Genomic DNA, 23,042 nt, shown 5'->3' with positions numbered 1-23,042 from the left:
CGTACAGGAATATAAGGTAGGTTGATCGTCACTGAGGAGTCGCACCATGCAACAGCGCACATTGGGCAACAGTGGCCAGACCGCGCTCCGACCTGATACCCAAGGACCGCAGCCCGATCACTGTTGCCGCGCTGATCACCCAGAAGCAGCCGGTGAAACTGACCTTCCACCTCAACCGCGCCATGGTCAACGGCCTGCCCCGTGAACAGGCCGCGGAATGGGTGACCCACTTGGCGTTTTACTTCGGCTGGCCGAAAGCGATGTCAGCTGTGCCGGTGCTCAAGGAGGTCTTCACGTCGCGCGGGTGACGGGCCAACACTCAAATCATCGACCCCTCTCCTTCGCCCCCCCACGACGACAGTCAGAGACGAAATCCTTTCCAACTGAGCCATGCCTAATGGGCTGCAACAGGGATGCAGGACGCAGGCAGCCAGTAGATCGAAGGAGCCAACACCGCAACGCCCCCACCGTAACCGATCAATACGACCAACGCAGTCGCCAACGCCAGTCCCCACCACACTGCTTTTCCGGGACGATCCCACTGACCGGCAAACCTGTAATGAAGTACCAGCAGGGCGCCCAGTCCCCACCAACTGATGATCATCATGATCATGACGGGCGGAGCGAAGACGGCGACAACCGTAAAAATGGCTGTAAAGACCATGTTGGGCCAGACGATGAGGTACAGAGACAGCTTGACGACTGCCCCATGAAAGGACGACCTCATCTCCGCTGAAACGTCTGGCACAGCCCTAACCAAGCGCCGCACTGGCGCGCGCCTCGGAGATGGGCCTCAGGACTGGGTCCGAGTCCTGAACATGGATGTACACCCACCAGCGGTCAGGCGGGCTGCGCAAAATCAGGTGCACCGTGAAGGGACGTGCATACGATCCCGTCACGCCGGGAATGGGGCTGTCCCGAAGTATTTCCACTTCTACTATCCCGTGTTGCGCCAGGACACTCCGCAAGAGTGGGTCGTTGCGCTGGTGGAGCAGACGGATTCCGGTCCGGGTCGCCTGTTTGAGAGCGGCAAGCACAGCCCATCCGCCGAGCGTGAGCAACAGAATGATCCAGCGATAGTCGTAGAGCCCGTGCAAAACTTCCATGTTCTTTCTTATCGAGAGGACGTCAGATGGCGCGGAGTATCGAACATTGTGCCTGCCCCTGAAAAGTCCTCACGCACAGCGTCGGTCTACGCAAAACACGCTCACATCCTGAGGCGTTGGGCAGAGTCCTTCTTCGTAGCCTTCTGGCTTATCGACCGCAGCGTGTCGAAATCCGACGCCGCCGACGTGCAGGACGGCGCCGTATCATCAGGACCTCTTGCATGACCTGCGCCGATAGTCGCCATCGCCAAAATGAATTAACCGGTTGGTACATGAATATGTTTTCATGTCGCCCGCTTGTGAACGGCCCCTCCGCGCGTGCCCTTTCTGCCGCCCTCATCCGCGAGGCCGGTTTTTCGCATTCAGGTTTTTTGATGAGCAATCCTTCGCAATACCCCGCAAACCCCGGCGCCCGCCGTGGGCTGTCGACCGCGCTGGTCGTTGGTTCCGTCATGGCGGTGGCCGTCTCCTCGCCCACGCGGGCCGATGACTGGCTCGACCGTTCCACCCTGACTGGCGACTGGGACGGAAATCGCAGCCGCCTGACGGCGCAAGGGGTGAAAATCACGGGCGATTACAGCGGCGAAACGGTCTACAACGCCCATGGCGGCAAGCAGCGTGGCACGCGGTATTCGCAGAACGTCAAACTCGGCGCGCAGTTCGACCTTGGCAAGCTGCTGGATCTGGACAGCGGCGGCAAGGTGCAACTGACGATCAACGATCGGCGCGGCAACGACGGCTCGGGCGATCTGGTCGGCAACCGGTTGCCTGTGCAGGAAAACTACGGCGGCCTCTACACCCGCCTCACCGAACTCAGCTACGAGAACTCCCTGTTCATCCCGGCGCTGAACGTGAAGCTCGGCTACATGGCCATGGGCAACGACCTGGGCGGGCTGAGCAGTGGAATCTTGTGCAACTTCATGAACGCCGGGTTTTGCGGTCATCCCTTGGCGATGTCCGGTGGCAGTGGCTGGAGCAACTACCCCAACGCGCATCTCGGCGGCGTGGCCAAGTACCGCTTTAACCCGAATTTCGCGGTGCAGGTCGCGGCGTTCAAGGTCGATGCCGCGAGCAACGGCGATTCCAGCCGGGCATGGCATGTCACGCCCAAGGACAGCACGGGCAACATCCTGCCGGTCGAAGCCATCTACAACGTCCTCGGCGACCTGCCCGGCGAGTACCGTGTCGGCTATTACTACGACACCTCGGACGTGCCGCGCATCGGCACCGGCAAAGCAGTCGCAGGCCGTGAAGGCTCGTATTTCCTGATGGATCAGACGGTGTGGAATTCGGACGCGGTGACTGGCCGTAACGTGCATGTGTTCGGGCAGTTCTCCAATGCCAGTGCAGCGGCGGCGCCGTTTCGTCGTTGGTATTCGGCAGGTTTTGCGCTGAAGAAGCCTTTCGTTTCACGCCCCAACGACACGATTGCCGTCGGTTATGGCCGTGCGGTGTTCAATTCGCGCAGCCGTGATGTGCAGGAAAACGCGGCATTGGCCCGAGGTGAAGACTTCCCGGACCTGGCCAGCGGCGAGGGTCTGGTGGAGATGACCTACGGCGCACAGGTGGCGCCGTGGCTGACGATTCGGCCGTCGGTGCAATACATCATTGAGCCGGGGGCGTTTTATGGGGAGGACATCGAGAACACGTTGATTGTGGGGTTGCAGGTCAAGGCGACGTTGTGAGCGAATGGAAACAGGTAGGCCGATGGCCTGGACCTACCTGTGGGAGCGAGTTCATTCGCGAATTGGCGTTGCACTCGACACTGCTCTGTCGCCTGAAAGATCGTTTCGCGCATGAATCCGCTCCCACAGGGGACCTCGCTGGCTGTCCGAATGTCCTTCTGTCCTAACGCTGGACGCTACACCGGCGGCAAATTCGCCAGTATCAGCAACGCACCCATCACGGTGATCGCCCCGCCGATGCGGGTGGATATCTGTGCGAACGGCAGAAGTTGCATGCGGTTCGCGGCCGTCAGAATGGCGATGTCGCCGGTGCCGCCCAGGCCGCTGTGGCAGCCGTTGACGATGGCGGTCTCGATGGGAAACATCCCCATTTTCCGGGCGATCACCAACCCTGTCAGCACCAGCGTCAACACGGTGGTGGTGATGGTCAGCACGTTGCCGATGTGGAACGCCGCCGTCAGTTCGCTCCAGTGAGTCACGGCGATGGAATTGGCGAAGAGCAGCGGGTACGTCACACAGGTGGTGAAGAACTTGAACAGCACCTGCGCCCCGGCTTCCAGCCGTTGCGGCACGGCGTTGCAGAGTTTCAGCAGCACCGCGATGAACAGCATGCACACCGGCCCCGGCAGGCCGAACAGCGCATGCAGCAGCACACCGGCCAGGTACAGCGTGATCGCGCACATGCCCGCCGCGATGACCTGATTGACCGTGTCGCTGTCGAAGCGCGTTTCCTTTTCCACGCCCGGTGCGGTGGCGTCCTGAGGCAGTTCGATCATCTGCAACCGCCCGTTACCGGTCAGGTGCGGAAAGCGTTTGCCCACCAGATCGAGCGCGCCGCACGCCATGATCGCCACGAGGTTGCCCAGCAGAATGATCGGCAGGAATTGCGCCAGTATCTTGCCGGAATCCATGCCAAGGATTTCGCCATACCCCACCGACAGCGGAATCGCGCCCTCGCCCAGCCCGCCACCCATCACCGGCACGATGACGAAGAACAACACCTGACGCAGTTCCAGCCCGCACAGCATGCCCACGGCGATCCCCGCGAGCAGCGCCAGCACCGAGCCCACCAGCAGCGGCACGAAAATCTTGGCGAAGCCTTTGATGATCAGGTTGCGGTCCATGGTGAAAATGCTGCCGACCACCACCGCCGAGACGAACAGATAAATGAAGTTGCTCGACTTGGTGAAGGTCGTGACCGGCGTGATGATGTCCTGGGGCACCCAGCCGAGGCTGACGATGTAGGACGGCAGGAACGCCGAGACAATCGCCGCGCCGCCGATCTTGCCGAAGAACGGCAGGCGCTTGCCCATCTCGCCACAGGTGGCGCCGCCCAGGCCGATGATCGCGATCATGGTCGGCAGGTCGGCCTTGATTTCCTTGGTCAGCAGCAACCCGGCCACCAGCCCCAACAGCAGCAAGTAGACCGGCAATGGAATGAAGCTGATGCGGATGTCCATCAGGCGCCAGAACAGCGCATTGCGGCGTGGCTCGGACCCGGCCACGGCGGGCCGTGCCAGCGATTCGGCGTTATGCATGGGGAAACCTCGTCTTCTTTTATTGTTGTAGAGCGGTGTTGCCGGAGGTGTGCAGCGCCGTCAGTGGGTCAGCAGCCCGGCCTGGCGCGCCTGTTCCAGCACTTGCCGTGCGCGGATCACGAACGGCGCATCCACCATTTGCCCGTCAACCGTGTAAGCCCCGACGCCTGCCGCATCCGCTTTGTCGGCGGCTGTCACAAAACGCTGGGCGCGGTCGATCTCTTCGGCGGACGGCAGGAACGCTTCGTTCGCCAGGTCGATCTGCGTCGGGTGAATGCACGACTTGCCGGTGAAACCCAGCCGTCGGGCGTAACGGGCCTCTTCTTGATAGCCGTCGGGATCTTTGATGGCCGCGAACGCCGCGTCGTAGGCGGCGACGTTTGCTTCCCCCGCCGCCATCCGAACGCTCAGTTGAAGCTGCCGGATGACGGCGGTGTCGCGACGGTCGATGCCCAACGGCTCCAACAGGTCGGCGAAGCCCAGTTGCAGGCCCATGACCCTGGGGTGAGCACTGGCAATCTCGGCGGCCAGACGCAAGCCACGGGGGGATTCGATGTTGGCGAGGATGCGGATGTTAGCCGCTGACGGGTGCTGACGCTCCAGCCGCTCAAGGTCAGCCACCAGTTGCAAAATCTGCTCGGGGCTTTCGACTTTCGGCAGGTTGATGATGTCCAGCCGGGTGCCGACCAGTGCTTCAAGGTCGGCGGCGTAATGGGCCGAATCCTGACCGTTCACCCGGACGACGATGGTTTTCCCGGTCGTCGGCAGATGCGCCAGAAACCCCGCCAATTGCGCGCGGGCCTCGGACTTTGCGCTTTCGGCGACCGCGTCTTCCAGATCAAAGCTGACGCCGTCGGCGCGAGAGGACAGGGCTTTTTCGAAGAGTTCGGGACGGGAACCGGGGACAAACAGTTTGCTGCGCATGGGCGATTCACTCGATGACGACGGCGGCCTGAAAGGCGTCGCAACGTCGCGCCGGATGACAGGACCACGCCCATACCCGGCATTGTTCTTGGAAGCCAGGTGCATGGCCCCGGCGCTATTGAAAGCCGGGTCCATATTGCAAAAGCGCAAAAGCTAACTAAAGTGCGTATTTCTACGTTTAGAATCCAGAATTTTTAGACTATGGACACGCGCTACCTCGACAGCTTCCTTCAAGTCGCCCAACTCGGCTCCACCGCCGCTGCCGCGCGCAAACTCAACCTGACCCCCACCGCCGTGGCGCAACGGATCAAGGCGCTGGAGCACGAAATCGGCCAGCCGCTGCTCAGCCGCACCGGACGCAACATGCAACTGACGGCCGCCGGTTCCGCGCTGTTGGGCCCCGCCCGTGAATTGCTGGTGCGCGCTCGCGATCTGCGCGCCATCGCCGCGCTGGACGCCGTCGCCGGCGAGCTGCGCATCGGCTGCATCACCACCGCCCTGGCCTATCTCGTACCCGACGTACTGGCGACGCTGATCGCCAATTACGAACACCTGCGCCCCCACGTGGAGCCGGCGTTTTCCACCGACCTGTACCGCAAGGTGCTGTCCGGCGAAACCGACATCGCGATGATGGTTGCGCCGCAATTCGAGCTGCCGAAAGAGTTCGTCTGGCGCCCGGTGCGCGACGAGCCGTTTGTGGTGCTTGCTCCCCGTCATCTCGCCGACGAGCACCCGCACAGCGTATTGCGCAGTCAGCCGTTCATTCGTTACCACCGCCGCTCCTGGGGCGGCGTGTTGGCGGACCGCTACTTGTTGCAGGCAGGCATTCAGCCCCAGGAGCGCTTCGAAATGGACGCGCTGGACGCCATCGCCGCGATGGTCAAAGGCAACCTCGGCGTATCCCTCGTGCCGCAGTGGCGACCGATGCACGCGCAGTTGGGTGAACTGGCACAGATCCCGTTGCCCGGCGCCGGGCTGTACCGACCGATTGGTCTGTTGTGGAAACGCAATTCGGCTAAAGAGCGTTTGATCGAGGTGTTCTGCAAGGTGTTGTTCGAGCAACTGAGCGCGCAATAAATCCATTTTTTATGGATTCTAAAGCTAGCTAAAACGCATTTTATTTCTCCATTGTGCTGACCAGAATGGCTCCCATGTGCTGCATCGGAGCCTGCGTTGCCCGTCCAGCGATAACAAGATCGGAGAAACCCATGTCGCACCCTCGCCCCTCCACCGGCCCGCTCGCCGGGATCACTGTCCTCGACCTCAGCGCTTACATTGCCGGCCCGTATGGCTGCTCGCTGCTGGCCGACCAAGGCGCGACGGTGATCAAGATCGAGCCGCCTACTGGCGACAACCTGCGCAAATACCCGTCCACGCTGGCGTCTGAAAGCCGCGCCTTTCTGGGCGTCAACCGCAGCAAATCCGGCGTGGTCCTGGACCTCAAATCCCCCGGTGGTCTGGATGCATTGTTGACCCTGGTGCGTGAGGCCGATGTGCTGGTGCACAACTTCCGTCCCGGCGTCCCGACGCGGCTCGGCATTGACTACGAGCAGTTGAAAGCGGTCAACCCGCGACTGATTTATTGCGCGGTGACGGGTTATGGCGAAGAAGGTCCGCTCAAAGCCAAGGCCGGTTACGATCAGGTGCTGCAAACCATGACCGGCATGTGCGCGGCCCAGAGCAAGCCCGACGGCCCGCCTGAAATTCTTTACGGTTCAGTGGTCGATTACTACGCCGCGTCGCTGGTGGCAGGCGGTGTGTCCTCAGCATTGTTCGAACGCGAACGCACCGGACTGGGCCAGTCGGTGGGCGTGTCGCTGTTGCGCAGCGCGCTGGCGATGCAGTCCGCTCGGCTGATCTGGGCAGACAGCGAACCCCGCTCACTGGACCGCGACATGCGCTCCGGCGGCATCACCGGCATTCACCCGACTCGCGAAGGCTATTTGTACCTGTCGGCCAACACGCCGCATTTCTGGACCGCCTTGTGCGAGTTGACCGGGCTGGGGCATCTGGCGAACGACGAGCGTTTCAGCACCGTGCGCAACCGGGCGATTCATCACGCGATCATCGTCCCGCAATTGCACGAAGCCCTTCAGCAGCACAGCGCGCTGGAATGGGAAACGCTTTTCGGCGAGGCCGTGCCGTGCGCCGCTGCGCGTCGGGTCGAGGACATGTTCGACCACCCGCAGTGCGAAGCGGAATCGCTGATCACCGAGTTCGAGCACCCTGTCGTGGGACGCTATCAAGGCTTCACCCGCGCCGTGACCTTCAGCCGCACGCCCGGCGCCGAACCCTTCGCGGCACCGGTATTCGGCGCGGACTCGGATCGCGTGATGGCCGAGCATGGGTTTACCGATGAGCAGATTGCCCAGTTGCGGGCGAGCGGCGCCTTGCAATGATTCTGGACACTTGCACGACCTAATGTTCGCGCGCCCCTTTGTAGGAGTGAGCCTGCTCGCGATGGATCTACTGCCAGACACCGGAACATCCGGGTTGACGCCATCGCGAGCAAGCTCACTCCTACAGGACGTGTGTCTTCACAGCACCAAAGATTTCCCACAAACACAATAAAAGGGATCACCCCATGACCAGCACCACGCAACCCCTCCGTCTGCACGGAGGCACTCGCACATGAACACGGCGATCACTGCCCCGCGCAGCCTGCGCACCCGTTTCACCGACAGCACGATCAGTCTGTTCGAACGGACCATTCCCGACCCGTTCGTGCTGGCGATTTTCATCACGTTCATCGTGGCCGTCGTTTCGTTGCTGGTGGCCCCGAACGCCTCTGTAGATGCGCTGTTGGGCGGCTGGTACAAGGGCTTTTGCAACATCTTCACGTTCGCGCTGCAGATCACGCTGGTGCTGGTGCTCGGCCACGCGCTGGCTCACGCGCCCATCGTGCAGCGTTTTTTCACTCGCCTCGTTGCCTTCGCACGCACTCCTGCGCAAGCCGGTGCGATGATTTTCCTGTGCGTGGCGATCACCTCGTTTTTCAACTGGGGCTTCGGATTGGTCCTCAGCGCCCTGCTCGCCCGGGAAATCGCCAAACGCATGCGTGTGGATTTTGCGTGGCTGGTCGCGGCGGGATTCTCGGGTTGGGTGGTCTGGGCAGGTGGCCTGTCCAGCTCCATCGTGCTGGCCCAGACCACACCGGGCAACCCGATGAACGTCGTGGAAAAACTCACCGGCCATGTCCTGAGCCTGGGAGACATGGTGTTCGTGCCGTACAACATGGTGCCGACCCTGGGGTTGCTGGTGATCATGCCGTTCGTCCTCGCGGCCCTGCGCCCCAAGGATGAAGACGCGGTGTGCCTGGACATCACCCAACACCCGGACCCGGAACCCGCCAAACGTCCCGAAGGCAAACGCAGCTTCGCGCAATTCCTCGAATATTCGCCGCTGGGCAGCGTGATCATGGGCGCGCTGGGCATTGCCATCGTCGCGTATTCGTTCACCGGGCATCTGCAATTGTCCGGGGTCAACGGCGTGATCGCGATCATGTTCACCCTCGGCATCATCCTGCACGGCTACCCGCTGGCTTACGCCAACGCGGTCAAGGGTGCGGCCAGACAGAGCGGCTCGATGATCCTGCAATACCCGCTTTACGGCGGGATCATGGGCATGATGGAGGCCACCGGTCTGCCGGGGGTGATCGCCAAGTTGTTCGTGGCGATTTCCACCACCCACACTCTGCCGTTCTGGAGCTACGTGTGTTCGCTGTTGGTCACCTTCCTGATTCCCAGCGGCGGCGGACACTGGGCGGTGCAAGGGCCGTTCGCGATTCCGGCGGCGGTCGAGTTGCACGCCTCGCTGGCCGCCACCACCATGGCAGTGGCCATGGGCGAACAGGTGTCGAACATGATGCAGCCATTCTGGGCCGCGCCGGTCGTGGCCATGGCGGGTGTCGGCGTGCAGCGGGTGCTGGGCTTTACCTTTGTCACCTTTCTGGTGGCGATGGTGGCGTACGGCGCGGCGTTGTTATTGCTGGTGTAAGACTGCACGACACGCGCCCCCCTGTAGGAGCGAATTCATTCGCGAGACGCCGGTGCAGTCAATCGCAATTCATCGCCTGTCACGCCGCATCGCGAATGAATTCGCTCCTACAGAAATGGGTGTATACCCTGAAAGCGAGCCTGAAGAGCCAGGAATGTATGAAAACTGCTGACCTGAAACCACCCGCCAACAGCTGCGACGCGCACATCCATATCATCGACCCGCGCTTCGCCCCGGCTGACCCATCGATGCCGCCTGCCCACGGGCAATCGATCACCGACTACCACAAGGTTCGCGAATCCCTCGGCCTGCGTCGTGCGGTGATCGTGCAACCGAAGTATTACGCCACCGATAACCGCTGCACTCTGGACGCCATCGCACGCATGCGCGGGCAAGCGCGTGGCATTGCGGTGGTCGACACCCGCGTCACCGACAAAGAGCTGATCACGCTGCATGAGGGCGGTATTCGCGGCCTGCGCTTCAGCCTGTGGAATGCGGGCAATCAGGTGGTCAGCGTCGAGATGATCAAACCTTTGGCCGAGCGCGTCGCCGAGTTCGGCTGGCACCTGCAGATCCATATGGGGGCGGAGCAGATTCTTGAACAGCAAACGCTGCTGGCGAACCTGCCGGTACAGATCGTCTTCGATCACATGGGGCGGATGCCCGTGGGTTCCAACGCCAGCCACCCCGCCTTTCGGTTCATCGCGCGGCTGATCGACGCCGACAAGGCCTGGGTCAAGCTTAGCGGTCCCTACCTGAATACCGCGCAGGGCGGACCTCGTTACGCCGATGTGCGCTCGCTGGCCCAGGACTTGGCCACACTGGCACCGCAACGCATGGTCTGGGGCAGCGACTGGCCCCACGTCACCGAAGCCCACAAACCCGATGACGCCGATCTGCTGGACCTGTTGCTGGACTGGACCGACCGCGACGCTGCGCGACAAGCCATTCTGGTGGACAACCCGGCGCAGCTTTATGGGTTTGATGAGTGAGAGACAGACGCCACATCAGTGGCGCTCGACTGTGTAGGTGAGTTCATTCTGGGCGGCACTCGACGCGAAGTCGGCACATCCGATCCGTCAGTGTTGGATCGGCCTCCACATCGCGAATCGATTCGTTCCCACAGGTCGAGCGAGGCGCCTGACGTTTTTTCAATGCGCCAGCAATGCCGCCACGTAATCGACGAACGCCCGGGCCTTGACGCTGGTCATGCGCCCGGCCGGGAAGACGGCCCACAGGTCGATGGAGGGCAACGTCCAGTCGTCGAGCACGGTCACCACTTCGCCGCTGGCCAGCTCCGGAGCGAACATCCATTCCGAGGCCATGACCAGGCCAAGGTTGGCCTTGACCGCCGCCCTCACCCCTTCCGCTGCCGACACCCTTAGACGACCGGCCACCGAGGCGCTGAGCACTTCGTCGCCCTTGCACATGGCCCAGGTATCGCCGCCCCCGCTGCGGTTGTAGATCACACCTTGATGGCTGACCAGGTCTCGCGGATGTTTTGGCACACCGTGGGATTCGAAGTACGCGGGGGTGGCGATGATCCGGCGACGCCCTTCGGCAATCTTCCTCGCCGTCATCGACGAGTCTTCCAGCGCGCCCATGCGCAACGACACGTCGATCCCCTCTTCGACCAGATCGACGCTGCGGTCATCCAGCACGACTTCGATGTTCAGTTGAGGATGCTGTTTGAGCAGCGGGCCGAGGTACGGCACCACGTGCAGGCTGGCAAAGGTCACTGCCGCGCTGACCCGCAACCGCCCGCTGAACCCGGCGCCCGCTCCCTGCACGGCGGCGTCGGCTTCGTTGGCCTGATCCACCGTGCGCCGCGCGGCCTCGTAATAGGTCTGTCCCGCTTCGGTGGGCGTCAGGCCGCGGGTGGTGCGCAATAACAGGCGCGTGCCGAGGGCCTCTTCCAGCGAAGCGATGGACTTGGAGACGGCAGGCTGACCAACGCCCAGCCGCTTGGCCGCCGCCGAGAACGAGCCGGTTTCCACGGCGCAGATAAAGGTTTCCATCGCGGCGAGACGGTCCATCGGGGTTCCTTGTCAGTCGAAGCAGTGCGCGCAGCATCGCCGATCATTCGACGGGCTGCAAAACCTGTGAACGCAAAAAGCCCCCACACAGGGTGACGGCTCGCTATGCGCCGATGAATCAGCCGCGCAAGGCAGGCAACAAATCGGTCGGTTCAGGACGCTGGGTGTAATCCGGGTTGACCTCGGCGTATTTGATCAGCCCGTCCTGACCGATGACGAAGCGCGCAGGCATCGGCAGCACCCAGGCCGGGTCATCGTTGAAGGCCGGCAGGTCATTGCCGAAGCCTTTGTAGAGGTCGACCAGGTAGTCCGGCAGCGCGAAACGCAGGCCGAAAGCGTCCGCGACCTGGCTTTTCTCGTCGCTGAGGATCGGGAACGTCAGGTGGTTCTGGCGCACCGATTTGCGGCTGTTGGCTCTGATTTGCGGCGAGATCGCCACTAGGCTTGCGCCCAGCGCCTGGTACTCCGGCAGCGTCGCTTCGAGGGCTTGCAACTCCATGTTGCAGTAAGGGCACCAGACGCCACGATAAAAACTGATCACCAGCGGCCCCTTGGCGAGCAGCTCGGTGGAGGACACCGGGTTGCCGTCAGGATCGTTGAGGGTGAAGACCGGGGCCTTGTCGCCAACCTTCAGCGTGCGATCGGCCTGACCAGAGGCGATCAGTTCATCGGTGGCGCGCTTCATGATGACGTGCACCTGAGGCGGCGCGTTGTAAGGCGGTTTACCGGCGACGAAATCAGCTTTGAAGGCGTCGAGGGTGGCTTGCAGGGTCATGGCGGTAGTCCTTGTGAGTGATGAACATTGGGTGAGCTCATCCTCTCAAGTCGCGCCGAGGCCCAGTAGACAGGGCGTGGCGATAACAACTATGCCGTCCAGGAATGGGCCGTCAGTGTACGGCCCACGGTGTTGAACGTGGTCGATTCCTGCGGCTGACGGGGGTCCACACTTGCAGCGCTTGGGGTCCTCGGTGTTGCCCCACCCGACAGTTTTTCCCTTTTGCCATTGCAAAAACCTGTCACGGCACTGCAACCTCCGTGGATTCTTCGGCTCAGACTATTTCGAAACAGGCAAAATCGCGCATCATGGCCGCAGTCAGCTCAAGGGAGATCTTCATGCGCTTCACAACTTTCACGCGTCTTGCGGCCATTTCAGGCCTGCTGATGTTGACCGGGACGGCGCTGGCCAGCGAAGAAACGCAATTGATCCAGTCCATCAACACCTACCGCAGCGAGGCCCAGCCCTGCGCCAATGTCGTGTCTCAGGAGCTGCCGCCACTGAACACCGACCCGCGCCTGAACCTACCGGCCAGTGGCGCCGTGGACCTGCAACCGATGCTGGCCCGGGCCTCGTACCCGATGGTCTCCGTGCAGGCGATCAGCCTTTCCGGCCCCCGGGACGCGCAGTCGGCGATGAAAGCGATTCAGGAGAGTTTCTGTCAGGTGGTGCTCAACCCGCAGTTCGTCGACGTGGGCGTGAGCCGCAATGACCGCGACTGGCGCGTCGTGCTGGCCCGTCCTTTGCTGGCCGGTGGCCTGGGCAATTCACAGGCGGAAGGGCAAAAAATGCTCGGCCTGATCAACGCCGCCCGCAGCGTGCCTCACCAGTGTGGCGGCCAACCTTACGGCCCTGCTTCGCCGCTGACCTGGAACGACACCCTCGCAACGGCCGCCGAAGGTCACACGCGCTCCATGGCCAACAACAATTATTTCGACCACAAAGGCCGTAACGGTGGCACACCGGGTGACCGGGCGGAGTTGGCGGGTTACATCGGGCAGGCGATTGGCGAGAACATCGCTGCCGGCCAGGACAGCGCCCGCAAAGTGGTCGAAGGCTGGCTGGCCAGCCCCGGGCACTGCGCTAACATCATGAACCCCGCCTTCCGCGAACTCGGCGCCTCGTACGCAGTGGACCCGAAGAGCGACGCCGGGATTTACTGGACAGCGATGTTTGGGGTGCAACAGTAAGTGAAGACACACTGGCCCCTGTGGAAGACGCCGGAGGTTACGACGGCACGGGCCGCGATCGGACGATAGCGGTGGGTCAGGCAGATCGCATTCGCCACCGTCGTAACCTCCGGAAGCTCCCACAGGTCGTGCATCTATCGAAGACATTCGGAAGATCCTGCCTCCCAACAGTGCCGTCCGTTATGACGCGCTCATTTCACTTCGCCTTGCCATCCCTCGGCTTGTAGAACAGAAACTTCCCGGTCTCGGCGGTGCGCAGGTATTCCGACGCCCACGCCGGTTTGACGTTGCGGTCGTGGAAATACATGGCGCCTTTGGTGCGGTCGGTGAGCTGCTGGTTCAGGGCCTTGCGGGCGATTTCCTTGGAGGCGGCGTAGCGGTCGTCTTCTTTTACCTGATCAGAACGCCCATCACACCACCAGGAAAACTGGCAGGCCTTTTTCTCGACGCCCTGCTTCACCACGCCGCAAATGGTGTCTGGATAACCCTCATGACCGAGGCGATTGAGCACCACGTCAGCCACGCCTTCCATATCAGCATCCGTGCCGCCCTTGGCTTCCCAATAGATGGTCCGCGACAGGCAGACCAGCGCGTCGTCCACCGACGCCACGCCCGCCGGGTCCACGGCCTGGGCTTCGGATTTGGTGATGATCTGACTGCTGGGCACCGCCGGGGTGGGGCCGTCTTTCTCGGCGGCTTTTTCTTCAAGAACCTGAGCTTTACTAACCACCGCCTGAGGCTCGGGCGTGGCTTCAGCGGCCACGGTCTGGCCGGCGAACATGATCGCGGTGAGACAGATCGAAAGGGAAAAGAGGCGCATCGTCGAACCTTCTGCTGAGGCCGATCGGTCCTGCACCCGCGTCACCGTCGATGGCCGTTTCCAAGGGCGCCCGTCGGGTGAATCGGAACGTCGCAAGCTGTCGTCGACTGGTTATGGATTGTTAGGGGGTAGAGACGCCGGGGTACAACAGCAACCTTCAGCATAGCTCGCCGAAACAGCAGCATAGTGGCATTTTAACTTTACGCAATAGGCGCCGTGAGCCGGGGGTATTGACCTGTTTGCAGACCTTTGCGAAGCGCACGAAACATGATCAGGACACACACGTTTTTCATGCGGCTGTGGTGGCTCGCACCGATGGCCGATCTGAGGCCACACTGACCATCGCTGGCGTCGCAACCTCCGGCGTCTCCTACAGGTGATGGGGTCTGCCGGGAAGTTCCGACCGGCACCTAACCTGTGGGAGCTGCTGGAGCTGTGCGACCGTCGCGGATGCGGTAGGCCTACCTCGCCACCGCCGCCGCGCCGGACGCTTGAGCATTCGCTTCGGCTGCCAATTCCGTGTAATGCCGCCGATGAGCCAATGCCTGCCCCTGTTCATCGAACAAATGACACCGCGCACCCGACACCCCAATCGACAACGCCTGTCCGGCTTTGACCGAGGACAAACCGTCGCCCTTGATCATGAGGTCGCTGCCGTCGTCGGTTTCGGCGTGGGTGAAGGTTTCGCCGCCGAGGTGTTCGACGACCCTGGCGAGCGCAGGGATCTGCGCTTCGCCTGATCCTTGTTCGGACAGGTGTTCCGGCCGCAACCCCAGCGTCAGCGGGTCGCCGGGTTTGACGCCCTCGCCGTTGACCGGCACCCATAATGTCCCGCCGCCTGGCAAATTCACCTGCACGCCGTCGGCGCTGACCGCTGCTGCCGAGACCAGGAGAAAGCTCATCTGCGGAGAGCCGATGAACCCCGCGACGAAGCGGTTGCGCGGGTGGTGGTACAGCTCCAGCGGCGAACCGACCTGCTCGATGCCGCCCTTGTTCAGCACCACGATTTTGTCGGCCAGGGTCATGGCTTCGACCTGATCGTGGGTGACGTAGACCATGGTCGCCTGCAGGTCGGCGTGGAGTTTGGCGATCTCGATGCGCATCTGCACCCGCAGCGAAGCGTCGAGGTTGGAGAGCGGTTCGTCGAACAGGAACACCTCCGGCTCATGGACGATGGCGCGCCCGATGGCCACCCGCTGCCGTTGCCCGCCGGAGAGCGCCTTGGGTTTGCGGTCGAGCAAAGGTTCGAGCTGAAGGATACGGGCGGCGTTGCGCACTTTGGCTTCGATCTGGTCCTTGGGCAGTTTTTGCATCTTCAGGCCGAAGGCGATGTTGTCGTAGACCGACATGTGCGGGTACAGCGCGTAGGACTGGAACACCATGGCCACGCCGCGATCGGCCGGTTCCAGGTAGGTCACGTCTCGCGTGCCGATGCGAATCTGGCCCTGGGTGATGCTTTCCAGGCCCGCGATGCAGCGCAGCAAGGTCGATTTGCCACACCCGGACGGCCCGACGAAGACCACGAACTCGCGGCTTTCGATACTCAGGTGGATGTCATGCAACACCTTGATGTCGCCATAGGCTTTCTCGACGCCACTCAAACTGAGCTCAGTCAAAATCGTATCCCCTGAATTATTGTTGTTGTGGTCTTGGCAGCACCGATCAATTGTAGGAGTGAGCTTGCTCGCGATGGCGGACTGTCTGCCTCCATATTCATGACAGATAGAACGCCATCGCGAGCAAGCTCACTCCTACAGGTGCTTGTTCATTCCGGAACTTGACAGCCATTCATTTCGCTCTACGATCATTTGTAATTCTAAAAATACAAATGTCAAGGAGCACACCGAATGCGGGCTGCGTATATCCATGGCATCCGGGACATCCGCATCGGTGAAAAGCCCGTGCCGGTGCCGGTGGGCGACGAGGTGTTGCTGCGCGTGAGCGCGGTCGGCGTCTGCGGCAGCGACCTTCATTACTTCAAGGAAGGCGCCATCGGCCACGCCAAAATCACGCAGCCGTTCATCGCCGGGCATGAGTTCGCCGCTCGCGTCGTCGACGATCAACCGGCCCTCGGACTCAAGGCCGGCCAGCTGGTGGCAGTCGATCCGGCCAAACCCTGCGGCCAATGCGAATGGTGCCATCGCGGCCACGTCAATCTTTGCCCCCACGTTCAATTCCTTGGCGCTCCCCCGCACACCCACGGCGCGATGACCGAATACATCGTCGTCTCGCCAAGTCAGATCTACGCCGTCCCTGACCATTTCACCCCGGTGCAGGCGGTGATGTTGGAGCCATTGGGCGTGGCGATTCACGCGATGGACCTGGCAGGCACGAAAAAACTCTTCGAAACCGTCGCCATCATCGGCTGCGGCCCCATTGGCCTGTGCCTGTTGCAACTGGCTCGACGGCTGTGCAAGAAAGCCATTTACGCCATCGACCCGATCAACTACCGCACTGAAAAAGCCCGGCAACTGGGCGCCGATGAGGTCGCCGCCGACCACGCTGCGATTGCCGAATGGACCCAGGGGCGTGGCGTCGATCTGGTGCTGGAAGCCACCAATTCCCCGGAAGGTTTTCAGATCGCCGCGCAGTCCGCGCGCATCGGTGGTCGCGTGGTGCTGGTGGGCATCCCCGATGGCGATCAATACACCCCGCTCAGCGCGTCGTTGCTGCGGCGCAAGGGGCTGGACATCCGCATGTCACGGCGCATGGGCCATGTGTACGACCGGGCGATTCAACTGGTGGCTCAGGGGGCGGTGGACGTGGATTGCCTCGTCACCCATCGCTTCGATCTGCAACAGGCGTCGGAAGCGTTCAGCTACCCCTCGGAATTTCTCGACGGCGCCTTGAAAACCATCGTGCTGCCGCACCCGGATTAGATGACTCAGACACGCGCATCTGCGCACAACGCGTACTCCTCATCCACAACAATAAAGAGGTCACGTCATGAAGAAGCTGGTATGGAACGCCCTGGCCCTGTCGATTGCGCTGGGGTCCGCCCTGGGTTCAAGCGCAGCGCAGGCCTGGACCCTCGAAGAAGCCTCAGCCCCTTACAAGGGCACGGAAATCAAGGCGATTTTCCTCGACCGTCCCGGTTACGCCGCCGCCATCAAACTGCTGCCGGAATTCGAGAAGAAAACCGGGATCAAGGTCAGCTACGAAACCATCCCCTACGAAAACAGCCGCGAGCGTCAGGTGCTGAGTTTCACGTCCGGCGAACAGTTGGACGTGGTGCTGACCGACGTGGTGTGGATCGGCGAATTCGCGGGCAACGGCTGGCTGGAACCGATCACCACCTTCACCAAGGACAGCAAGCTGGCGGACCCGGATTTGAAGCTCGACGGCTTCTTCCCGATCCTTCTCAAATCCTTCGGCGGCTGGGGTGATGAAACCTATGGCCTGCCCTTTGATAACTATTCGGGGCTGCTGTTTTACAACAAGTGCATGCTCAAGGACGCCGGGTTCGACAAGCCGCCTGCGACGTGGGAGGAAGTGCTCAAGGACTACGGGCCGAAGCTTACCGACAAGGCCAAGGATCGCTACGCCTACGCGCTGCAATCGCGACGCGGCGAGACGCAGTCGGCGGACAGTTTCATGCGTTTCCTCTGGCCGTTCGGCGGGTCGCTGCTGGACGCCAACTTCAAGTCCAACCTGAATTCGAAAGAGTCGCAACAAGGCCTGCAATTCCGTCAGGACCTGATGAAGTTCATGCCGCCCGGCATCGTCGATTACGACCATAACGAAGCGGTCAACGCCCTCGCCCAAGGCAAGGTGGCGATGATTACCGAGTGGTCGGCGTTCTACGGCACCCTGGCCGACCCGAGCAAATCCAAGATCACCGATTGCCTGGCCGTGGCCACCGAACCCAAAGGCCCGGCCGGTCTGAAGCCTGCACTGGGCGGGTTCTCTCTGGGGGTCAATTCCAAATCCGAGGACAAACAGAAAGCCGCCGCATGGCTGTTCATTCAGTGGGTGACGTCGGAAGCGATGGCTAAACCGTACCTGGAAGCGGGTGGCGTGAGTGGCCGGATGTCGGTCTACAAAGACCCGGACGTGCAGAAGAAGTACCCGTTCGTGCAGCCGATGGTGACCTCGTGGGAAGGCGGCGTGCCGGACTATCGCCCTCGTTTCCCGCAATGGCCTGAAGTGTCCGAAGTGGTGGGCGAAAACGGCACCGCGATCATGCTCGGCAAGTCGAGCGTGGCGGACGGCGCCAAGGCGATCGGGACCAAAATGGAGGACATCCTGAAGAAGGCCGGTTACTACGATGGCAAGGTCAAGCTGCTGAAATAGTGCTTCAACCCTGTAGGAGCGTGGCTTGTCCCGAGATCGGCTGCGCAGCAGTCGTGAAATCAGCGAGCGCGATAGACCTGAAATACCGAGGTGTCAGGATTTACGACGACTGCGTCGTCGATCGCGGGACAAGCCACACTCCTACAGATGCCTGCGTGTACACCAGATAGAGACATACCATGTCCAAACACAAAAAACCGGTGTTCCCCACCCTGTGGAACAACACCCGTGCCGCCTTCTCCTTCCTCGCCCCCGCCACCGTGGCGCTGGCGTTGATCGGGATATTCCCGACGGTGTTCGCGCTGGTGAATTCCTTTCGCCAGTACAACCTCGCCCGTCCCAAGGACGCGACGCCGTTCATCGGTTTTGACAATTACCTCAACGTCCTCAACGACGCGTCGTTCTGGGCGGCGCTGGGGCGAACGGGGCTGTTCCTGATCACGGTCGTCCCGATTCAACTGGCACTCGGCCTGATCATCGCACTGCTCCTGCACAAACCCGGCCTCTCAGGGTTCAAGCTGTTGGCTCGGATGAGCCTGGTGATCCCGTTGGCCACAGCACCTGCCGTCGCCGGGCTGATCGGGCGGCTGATTTTCAACCGTGATTTCGGTGTTGCCAATGCGCTGCTGGCGATGCTCAACGTCGGCCCCGTGGAATGGCTGGGCGACACCACCAACGCCTTTATCGCCGTGGCGCTGATGGACATCTGGCAATGGACGCCCTTCTGCGCGCTGGTGCTGCTCGCCGGGCTGACCATGGTGCCCAACGAGATCGAAGAAGCCGCGCGTCTCGAAACCCGCAGCCGCTGGCAGATCGTGCGCTATGTGCAGCTGCCATTTTTGCTGCCCAGCGCCACGGTGATCCTGATCCTGCGCACCGCTGACATCCTGAAAATGTTCGACACCGTGTTCACCATGACCCGTGGCGGCCCGGGCGCGGCCACCGAGCTGGTCAGCGTCTACATCCAGCGCATCGGCTTCCGGGTGTTCGATCAGGGCGTGGCGTCGGCGCAGGCGATTCTGCTGCTGATCCTGACCATCGTGCTGGCGCGGCTGTACATCAAATTCGTCTACCGGGAGATCTGACATGGCCACCGTTTCCGCTGCAAAAGTCGTGGCCGCCCCCGTGCGGGTCAAACCGAAGATGAAGGTCAACGCCTGGCATTTGGTGGGCCTGCTGGCGATCTTTCTGTTCGCCGTATTCCCCTTCTACTGGATGGTCGCCACCAGCATGAAGACCCAAGCCGAAGCCCTCGCTTCACCGCCGATCTGGGCCTTCACCCCGCACCTGGATAACTACGTGAAAGTGCTGTTCGAGCGCGACGTATTACACAGCCTCGGCAACTCTTTGATCGTCGCGGCGTGCACCACGGTGCTGTCGGTCGGCCTCGGCACCCCGGCGGCGTACGCCTTGGCGCGCTTTGAATTCAAAGGCAAGGAAGACCTGTGGTTCTGGTTCATCACCAACCGGATGCTCAGCCCGATTGTCGTGGCGCTGCCGATTTTTCTCATGGCGCGCAACCTCAGCCTGATCGACACCCACCTCGTGCTGATTCTGGTTTACCTGACGTTCAACCTGCCCATCGTGGTGTGGATCTGCACCGACCAGTTTCGCGGCGTGCCGAAGGACCTCGACGAAGCGGCGCGACTGTCCGGCGCCTCGCGCTTCACGATCTTCTGGCGCATCGCGCTGCCGCTGGCGATGCCGGGGGTCGCGGTGTCGGCAATCTTCTCGTTCATCTTCTCGTGGAACGAGCTGTTGTATGCGCTGGTGCTGACCCGCAATGCCGCTCGCACCGCGCCGGTCACGGCCACCAGTTTCATGAGCGGCTACGATTTGCCCTGGGGTGAGATCATGGCCACCGGCACGCTAATCGTGTTCCCGGTGATCATTTTCGCGTTGATGGTTTCAAAGCATCTGGTACAAGGTCTGACCATGGGCGCCGTAAAGTAGGCGCGTCGCTTCCCGCGCCAAGGACACTGCCGTGCAGAACCGCTATCCCGAGTTCTCCCCCGACACCGACCCGGTGAACGCGGAGGACCAACTGAACATCCGTATCGCCTGGTACTACTACGTCAACAACATGACCCAGCAGCAGATCGCCGACCGCCTCGGCATCACCCGTCTGCGGGTCAACAAGGCCCTCGCCACCTGCCGCGAAACCGGTGTGGTGCAGATCCGCATCAACTCGCCGCTGGCGTCGTGCATCGCGCTGGAAGACCAGTTGCAGGAGCGGTTCGGGCTGGAACGCGTGACCGTTGTACCCTCCCCTGACGACCCGTCGACGATCTTTCGCGTGCTTGGCGTCGGGGTGGCGCCGAGCATCGAGGAATACCTCGTCGACGGCTCGATCATCGCGGTCGGTTGGGGTCGCACGCTGCGTCAGGCGGTGCGTGAACTGCAAGGCCGCACGCTGCCGAACATGACCGTGGTGTCGCTGCTCGGCGGTTTGCATTACGGCTCGGCGAACAACACCGTGGAAATCGCGTCGAGCCTGGCCACGCTGTTCGGCGGCTCCTATTACTACCTCGCGGCGCCGCTGTTCGCGCCGTCCGAGCAGTACCGCAGCATGATCCTCGAAGAAGCCTCGGTGCAGGACGTGTTGGGCAAGGCGCGCCAGGCTGATCTGGCATTGCTGACCGTGGGGGATTTGAGCGAACGCTCGTTGATGCTCGAACTGGGCCTGGTCAACCCGGAAGACGCCCGCTCCCTGCGCGCCGCCGGTGCGGTGGGCGATTTGCTGGGCCGTTGGCTTGACCGCGACGGCATCGAGGTCAATCACCCGCTGAACCGACGCGCCATCTCGCTAGACCCCGATGACCTGCGCAAGATCAAAAAAGTGGTGCTGGTCTCGGGCGGTCCGTACAAGGCGGAAATCATTCGCGCCGTGCTGCTGCGCAACGTGGTCCATGAATTGGTGATCGACGAAAGCGCTGCCCTGGAATTGCTGGCCCAAGACAACTGACCGTTCGCAGGCGCTCACTCGTCAGACGGCAAAACACGGTAGGAGCGAATTCATTCGCGAAGGTGGGTCAGGCAACACAGCTCTGACGACCGAACGGGTTTTTCGTCGGAATGCCGCCCAGAATGAATTCGCTCCCACAGGTTTGGCCGCTTAAATGAATCAGTGAATCACTTTATCTTTGATGAGAGCGCACACCATGGCCACCCACGATTTCCTCGGCAAACGCATTCTGGTCACCGGTGCAGGCAAAGGCATTGGTCGCGAGACCGTGCAGTGGCTGACCCGCTGCGGCGCGGAGGTGATTGCCTTGGGGCGCAACCCGGATGACCTCGCCTACTGCGAACAAACGCTGGTGGTGGACCTCGCTGATGCAGCCGCCACACAGGCTGCTGTGACGACGATGCTGCCCATCGACCTACTGGTGAACTGCGCCGGGGTCGTGGAGCTGGAGTCGGTCCTCGACACCTCGGTCGAGACCTTCGATCACCTGATGGCGGTCAACACCCGGGCGCCGATGGTCATCGCCCAGGTCGTGGCCCGCGATTTGATCAGGCGCGGCGTGCCGGGGGCCATCGTCAACGTGTCGAGCCTGGCCGCAGCGGTGGGCACGCGCGATCACCTCGCCTATTGCGCGTCGAAAGCGGCGCTGGATGCCATGACGCGGGTGATGGCCGTGGAGTTGGGGCCCCACGGGATTCGGGTCAACAGCGTCAACCCGGTGGTAACGCTGACGCCGATGGCCGAAAAAGCCTGGAGCGACCCGGCCAAGTCCGCGTCGATGCTGTCGCGTATTCCGCTGGGGCGTTTCGTTCAGCCCAGCGAAATCGCATCGACCATCGCTTTTCTACTGAGCGACGACGCGGCGATGATCAACGGCGTGACGCTGACCGTGGACGGCGGTTTCAGCGCGGGTTGAAACGTGAACCGAGCTGGGCCAGACGCGGGTACAAATCCCGCAGGCGGGGGTAGAGTTCGCTGTACAGCGCCAATAGCTCGCGATGGAATTCCCGCAGCGCCGGGTTGGGCAGAAAGGTTTCGCCGTCCTGAGTCATGACCTGTGCGGCGCTGGCGAAATCTTCGTACCAACCTGCTCCGACAGCCGCAGCAATGCCCGCGCCCAGACTTGATGCTTCTTGCGTCGTGGCGCGAATTACCGGCCTGTCGGTAATGTCGGCGATGATCTGGCACCACAAGCGGCTCGCCGCCCCGCCGCCGATGGCGACGAAGGTGTTCACCGGCTCGCCGGTCGCCTGCACCATGTGTTGAGTGGCAACGGCCTGTTCCAGCGCGATGCCTTCCAGCACGGCGCGGTAGATCTCCGCGCGGCCGTGGTCCGGCGACAACCCTAGCAGACAACCCCGTGCGTCCTGATCCCAGTAAGGGTTCATCACGCCGTTCCAGTACGGCAACAGCATCAGACCCGCGCTGCCAGGGGCCACTCGCGACGCTTCGATTTCCAGACGGATCAAGCTGTCGGGCTGGGCCACGACGTCGATCTCGAAAAACTGTTTGAGCAGGCTGTTGATCAGCAAGGTGCCGGAGCGCAGCGAGGTTTCCAGCACGTAGCCTTGGCGATCGATGGCGCACAACGTACGAAAGGCGTCGTGGACGCGGGGCGTTTCGGCGTAAACACCGGAAACGATGGCCGTGCCCAGATTCAGGTAAGCCGTGCCTGCGCTCACAACGCCGATCCCCAACCCGCCCGCCTGACCGT

22 protein-coding genes are annotated in these 23,042 nt (G+C 62.0%); 13 read left to right on the top strand and 9 right to left on the bottom strand.

What is annotated here, in order from left to right; all coding sequences use genetic code 11:
* Positions 1 to 71 precede the first annotated feature (71 nt).
* On the top strand, positions 72 to 308 hold the full coding sequence (locus GVN17_RS23575; RefSeq protein WP_166597673.1) for a carboxymuconolactone decarboxylase family protein: 237 nt from the start codon (positions 72 to 74) through the stop codon (positions 306 to 308).
* An 86-nt stretch (positions 309 to 394) separates the two neighbouring features.
* Here GVN17_RS23575 and GVN17_RS23570 read toward each other — a convergent pair whose 3' ends face one another.
* Together GVN17_RS23570 and GVN17_RS23565 are read right to left on the bottom strand one after the other, a co-directional pair.
* Positions 395 to 607: a hypothetical protein gene (locus GVN17_RS23570; RefSeq protein ID WP_166597672.1), complete on the bottom strand. Its 213-nt coding sequence runs from the start codon at positions 605 to 607 to the stop codon at positions 395 to 397.
* A gap of 145 nt (positions 608 to 752) precedes the next feature.
* Positions 753 to 1,106: a hypothetical protein gene (locus tag GVN17_RS23565; protein ID WP_166597671.1), complete on the bottom strand. Its 354-nt coding sequence runs from the start codon at positions 1,104 to 1,106 to the stop codon at positions 753 to 755.
* A gap of 452 nt (positions 1,107 to 1,558) precedes the next feature.
* Between GVN17_RS23565 and GVN17_RS23560 the strand changes: the two genes are divergently transcribed.
* Entirely contained in the window at positions 1,559 to 2,791 is a 1,233-nt protein-coding gene (locus tag GVN17_RS23560) for a carbohydrate porin (protein WP_166597751.1), read from the top strand.
* A 176-nt stretch (positions 2,792 to 2,967) separates the two neighbouring features.
* On the opposite strand, the gene GVN17_RS23555 is transcribed toward GVN17_RS23560, so the two are convergent.
* Together GVN17_RS23555 and GVN17_RS23550 are read right to left on the bottom strand one after the other, a co-directional pair.
* Positions 2,968 to 4,329, bottom strand: a complete 1,362-nt coding sequence (locus tag GVN17_RS23555) for a 2-hydroxycarboxylate transporter family protein (RefSeq protein ID WP_218576380.1) — start codon at positions 4,327 to 4,329, stop codon at positions 2,968 to 2,970.
* 60 nt (positions 4,330 to 4,389) lie between these two features.
* Positions 4,390 to 5,253: a CoA ester lyase gene (locus GVN17_RS23550; RefSeq protein WP_166597670.1), complete on the bottom strand. Its 864-nt coding sequence runs from the start codon at positions 5,251 to 5,253 to the stop codon at positions 4,390 to 4,392.
* 201 nt (positions 5,254 to 5,454) lie between these two features.
* Here GVN17_RS23550 and GVN17_RS23545 point away from each other — a divergent pair, with 201 nt between their 5' ends.
* From GVN17_RS23545 to GVN17_RS23530, 4 genes are all read left to right on the top strand, one after another.
* Positions 5,455 to 6,330: a LysR family transcriptional regulator gene (locus tag GVN17_RS23545; protein WP_166597669.1), complete on the top strand. Its 876-nt coding sequence runs from the start codon at positions 5,455 to 5,457 to the stop codon at positions 6,328 to 6,330.
* A gap of 131 nt (positions 6,331 to 6,461) precedes the next feature.
* Positions 6,462 to 7,652: a CaiB/BaiF CoA-transferase family protein gene (locus tag GVN17_RS23540; RefSeq protein WP_166597668.1), complete on the top strand. Its 1,191-nt coding sequence runs from the start codon at positions 6,462 to 6,464 to the stop codon at positions 7,650 to 7,652.
* Positions 7,653 to 7,884: 232 nt separating this feature from the next.
* Complete coding sequence (locus GVN17_RS23535) at positions 7,885 to 9,249, top strand: short-chain fatty acid transporter (protein ID WP_166597667.1); 1,365 nt, start codon at positions 7,885 to 7,887, stop codon at positions 9,247 to 9,249.
* Between the two features lie 158 nt (positions 9,250 to 9,407).
* Positions 9,408 to 10,241 (top strand): amidohydrolase, encoded by an 834-nt coding sequence (locus tag GVN17_RS23530; RefSeq protein ID WP_166597666.1) that lies wholly within the window; start codon positions 9,408 to 9,410, stop codon positions 10,239 to 10,241.
* 159 nt (positions 10,242 to 10,400) lie between these two features.
* Here GVN17_RS23530 and GVN17_RS23525 read toward each other — a convergent pair whose 3' ends face one another.
* Both GVN17_RS23525 and GVN17_RS23520 read right to left on the bottom strand, forming a co-directional pair.
* On the bottom strand, positions 10,401 to 11,285 hold the full coding sequence (locus GVN17_RS23525; RefSeq protein WP_166597665.1) for a LysR family transcriptional regulator: 885 nt from the start codon (positions 11,283 to 11,285) through the stop codon (positions 10,401 to 10,403).
* A gap of 118 nt (positions 11,286 to 11,403) precedes the next feature.
* A complete protein-coding gene (locus tag GVN17_RS23520) occupies positions 11,404 to 12,060 on the bottom strand; it encodes a peroxiredoxin-like family protein (RefSeq protein WP_166597664.1) in 657 nt (218 codons plus the stop codon).
* A 338-nt stretch (positions 12,061 to 12,398) separates the two neighbouring features.
* On the opposite strand from GVN17_RS23520, the gene GVN17_RS23515 reads away from it, so the two are divergent.
* On the top strand, positions 12,399 to 13,250 hold the full coding sequence (locus tag GVN17_RS23515; protein WP_166597663.1) for a CAP domain-containing protein: 852 nt from the start codon (positions 12,399 to 12,401) through the stop codon (positions 13,248 to 13,250).
* Between the two features lie 196 nt (positions 13,251 to 13,446).
* Here GVN17_RS23515 and GVN17_RS23510 read toward each other — a convergent pair whose 3' ends face one another.
* Both GVN17_RS23510 and GVN17_RS23505 read right to left on the bottom strand, forming a co-directional pair.
* The gene (locus tag GVN17_RS23510) at positions 13,447 to 14,031 is read right to left on the bottom strand and encodes a cell wall hydrolase (protein ID WP_256665364.1); all 585 of its coding nucleotides are present in this window, start codon (positions 14,029 to 14,031) and stop codon (positions 13,447 to 13,449) included.
* A gap of 500 nt (positions 14,032 to 14,531) precedes the next feature.
* The gene (locus GVN17_RS23505) at positions 14,532 to 15,686 is read right to left on the bottom strand and encodes an ABC transporter ATP-binding protein (RefSeq protein WP_166597661.1); all 1,155 of its coding nucleotides are present in this window, start codon (positions 15,684 to 15,686) and stop codon (positions 14,532 to 14,534) included.
* A gap of 231 nt (positions 15,687 to 15,917) precedes the next feature.
* Here GVN17_RS23505 and GVN17_RS23500 point away from each other — a divergent pair, with 231 nt between their 5' ends.
* From GVN17_RS23500 to GVN17_RS23475, 6 genes are all read left to right on the top strand, one after another.
* On the top strand, positions 15,918 to 16,949 hold the full coding sequence (locus tag GVN17_RS23500; protein ID WP_166597660.1) for a zinc-binding dehydrogenase: 1,032 nt from the start codon (positions 15,918 to 15,920) through the stop codon (positions 16,947 to 16,949).
* A gap of 67 nt (positions 16,950 to 17,016) precedes the next feature.
* Positions 17,017 to 18,363, top strand: a complete 1,347-nt coding sequence (locus GVN17_RS23495; RefSeq protein ID WP_166597659.1) for a sugar ABC transporter substrate-binding protein — start codon at positions 17,017 to 17,019, stop codon at positions 18,361 to 18,363.
* Between the two features lie 179 nt (positions 18,364 to 18,542).
* Positions 18,543 to 19,448 (top strand): carbohydrate ABC transporter permease, encoded by a 906-nt coding sequence (locus tag GVN17_RS23490; RefSeq protein WP_166597658.1) that lies wholly within the window; start codon positions 18,543 to 18,545, stop codon positions 19,446 to 19,448.
* A gap of 1 nt (position 19,449) precedes the next feature.
* The gene (locus GVN17_RS23485; RefSeq protein ID WP_218576379.1) at positions 19,450 to 20,316 is read left to right on the top strand and encodes a carbohydrate ABC transporter permease; all 867 of its coding nucleotides are present in this window, start codon (positions 19,450 to 19,452) and stop codon (positions 20,314 to 20,316) included.
* A 31-nt stretch (positions 20,317 to 20,347) separates the two neighbouring features.
* Complete coding sequence (locus GVN17_RS23480; protein ID WP_166597657.1) at positions 20,348 to 21,328, top strand: sugar-binding transcriptional regulator; 981 nt, start codon at positions 20,348 to 20,350, stop codon at positions 21,326 to 21,328.
* A 196-nt stretch (positions 21,329 to 21,524) separates the two neighbouring features.
* Entirely contained in the window at positions 21,525 to 22,244 is a 720-nt protein-coding gene (locus tag GVN17_RS23475; RefSeq protein WP_166597656.1) for an SDR family oxidoreductase, read from the top strand.
* Here GVN17_RS23475 and GVN17_RS23470 read toward each other — a convergent pair.
* On the bottom strand, positions 22,231 to 23,042 hold an 812-nt coding region (locus GVN17_RS23470), incomplete at its 5' end, for an FGGY-family carbohydrate kinase (protein ID WP_256665359.1). The genes GVN17_RS23475 and GVN17_RS23470 overlap by 14 nt on opposite strands.

Origin of the sequence: Pseudomonas sp. SLFW (assembly GCF_009905615.1) — a bacterium.
Lineage (GTDB): Bacteria > Pseudomonadota > Gammaproteobacteria > Pseudomonadales > Pseudomonadaceae > Aquipseudomonas > Aquipseudomonas bambusae.
Note: the sequence above shows the minus strand (reverse complement) of the source record. Positions and strands in the feature narration are given on the sequence as shown.